The sequence below is a fragment of the Lysinibacillus sp. NPDC092081 genome (assembly GCF_044755845.1).
Classification (GTDB): Bacteria; Bacillota; Bacilli; order Bacillales_A; family Planococcaceae; genus Lysinibacillus.
Map to the genome: position 1 here is coordinate 1 of NZ_JBIVRU010000039.1, position 1,811 is coordinate 1,811.

Here is a 1,811-nt window from a genome sequence, read left to right on the forward strand (position 1 = left end):
GTCACACCCGTTCCCATACCGAACACGGAAGTTAAGCTCTTTAGCGCCAATGGTAGTTGGGGGCTTCCCCCTGTGAGAGTAGGACGTCGCTAGGCTATATAATAAGATTATTCCGAAGTAGCTCAGTTGGTAGTAGCACCTGACTGTTAATCAGGTTGTCGCAGGTTCGAGTCCTGCCTTCGGAGCCATTCTTGGAGAGTTGTCCGAGTGGCCGAAGGAGCACGATTGGAAATCGTGTAGGCGGTTAACACTGTCTCAAGGGTTCAAATCCCTTACTCTCCGCCAGCACTTTAAGGATTCACCATTCCAAACGATGGCCCCTTGGTCAAGTGGTTAAGACACCGCCCTTTCACGGCGGTAACACGGGTTCGAATCCCGTAGGGGTCACCATTTAATACCCAGATGGAGGATTAGCTCAGCTGGGAGAGCATCTGCCTTACAAGCAGAGGGTCGGCGGTTCGAGCCCGTCATCCTCCACCATCATTTAAATAAATTACTCATTATCGCGGGGTGGAGCAGTGGTAGCTCGTCGGGCTCATAACCCGAAGGTCGTTGGTTCAAATCCGGCCCCCGCAACCAAAATGGTCCCGTGGTGTAGCGGTTAACATGCCTGCCTGTCACGCAGGAGATCGCCGGTTCGATCCCGGTCGGGACCGCCATTTTTTTAAAAATATGGGTCAGTAGCTCAGTTGGTAGAGCATTAGATTGAAGCTCTAAGTGTCGGCGGTTCGATTCCGTCCTGACCCACCATATTTTTTTGCCGGTTTAGCTCAGCAGGTAGAGCAACTGACTTGTAATCAGTAGGTCGTGGGTTCGATTCCTATAGCCGGCACCATGGCATTCCCGGAGGGGTAGCGAAGTGGCTAAACGCGGCGGACTGTAAATCCGCTCCTTAGGGTTCGGCGGTTCGAATCCGTCCCCCTCCACCAGTTTTTTCATAGGGGCATAGTTTAACGGTAGAATAGAGGTCTCCAAAACCTTTGATGTGGGTTCGATTCCTACTGCCCCTGCCAATTAATTAATTTCATGGCGGTTGTGGCGAAGTGGTTAACGCACCTGATTGTGGTTCAGGCATTCGTGGGTTCGATTCCCATCAGTCGCCCCATTTAATTTAAAACAATAAAATATATAGTAATATGGCGGTTGTGGCGAAGTGGTTAACGCACCTGATTGTGGTTCAGGCATTCGTGGGTTCGATTCCCATCAGTCGCCCCATTTATATATTTAACTTTTGGGGTATAGCCAAGCGGTAAGGCAACGGATTTTGATTCCGTCACGCCCTGGTTCGAATCCAGGTACCCCAGCCATTTTTTGCGGAAGTAGTTCAGTGGTAGAACACCACCTTGCCAAGGTGGGGGTCGCGAGTTCGAACCTCGTCTTCCGCTCCAATAATTTTATGGCGGCATAGCCAAGTGGTAAGGCACAGGTCTGCAACACCTTTATCACCGGTTCAAATCCGGTTGCCGCCTCCATATTTTATTACTTAATCGGTTTATCCGATTTTTTTTATCTCCATTATGCCGGTGTGGCGGAATTGGCAGACGCGCACGACTCAAAATCGTGTTCCTTTGGAGTGTCGGTTCGACCCCGACCACCGGTATCAACTAACTTTAATGAATAATGCTGTTGTAAAAAGGATTCCTAAATTAATAGGATTCCTTTTTTCTTTGTCTTTAAACTGAAAATAGTCATCTAATTAAAACGATCTTATAAAACTGGTTCTATAATATTTCTTGGGGTATTCATACAATTTCGCGCATAAAAAAAGCACAGATTCACTGATTTATATATACTTGAATTGTCGAGAAACA

The 1,811-nt window shown here is 47.8% G+C and carries 16 tRNA genes and 1 rRNA gene; all 17 read left to right on the plus strand.

Annotated features, from left to right (window positions below):
- Positions 1–95, plus strand: a 5S ribosomal RNA gene (gene rrf / locus ACIQLB_RS24445); the annotation flags it as partial.
- A gap of 16 nt (positions 96–111) precedes the next feature.
- Positions 112–188: transfer RNA gene (locus ACIQLB_RS24450), tRNA-Asn, on the plus strand.
- A 5-nt stretch (positions 189–193) separates the two neighbouring features.
- A tRNA-Ser gene (locus tag ACIQLB_RS24455) sits at positions 194–285 on the plus strand.
- 30 nt (positions 286–315) lie between these two features.
- Positions 316–390: transfer RNA gene (locus tag ACIQLB_RS24460), tRNA-Glu, on the plus strand.
- 14 nt (positions 391–404) lie between these two features.
- Positions 405–480 (plus strand) — tRNA-Val (locus ACIQLB_RS24465).
- Positions 481–504: 24 nt separating this feature from the next.
- Positions 505–579 (plus strand) — tRNA-Met (locus tag ACIQLB_RS24470).
- 4 nt (positions 580–583) lie between these two features.
- Positions 584–659 (plus strand) — tRNA-Asp (locus ACIQLB_RS24475).
- Positions 660–674: 15 nt separating this feature from the next.
- Positions 675–750: transfer RNA gene (locus tag ACIQLB_RS24480), tRNA-Phe, on the plus strand.
- 9 nt (positions 751–759) lie between these two features.
- A tRNA-Thr gene (locus ACIQLB_RS24485) sits at positions 760–835 on the plus strand.
- A gap of 10 nt (positions 836–845) precedes the next feature.
- Positions 846–929, plus strand: a tRNA-Tyr gene (locus ACIQLB_RS24490).
- Between the two features lie 10 nt (positions 930–939).
- A tRNA-Trp gene (locus ACIQLB_RS24495) sits at positions 940–1,013 on the plus strand.
- Positions 1,014–1,029: 16 nt separating this feature from the next.
- Positions 1,030–1,105 (plus strand) — tRNA-His (locus ACIQLB_RS24500).
- Between the two features lie 34 nt (positions 1,106–1,139).
- Positions 1,140–1,215 (plus strand) — tRNA-His (locus ACIQLB_RS24505).
- Positions 1,216–1,232: 17 nt separating this feature from the next.
- Positions 1,233–1,307: transfer RNA gene (locus tag ACIQLB_RS24510), tRNA-Gln, on the plus strand.
- 6 nt (positions 1,308–1,313) lie between these two features.
- A tRNA-Gly gene (locus ACIQLB_RS24515) sits at positions 1,314–1,388 on the plus strand.
- 10 nt (positions 1,389–1,398) lie between these two features.
- Positions 1,399–1,472 (plus strand) — tRNA-Cys (locus ACIQLB_RS24520).
- A gap of 47 nt (positions 1,473–1,519) precedes the next feature.
- A tRNA-Leu gene (locus ACIQLB_RS24525) sits at positions 1,520–1,600 on the plus strand.
- The last annotated feature ends 211 nt before the right edge of the window (positions 1,601–1,811 follow it).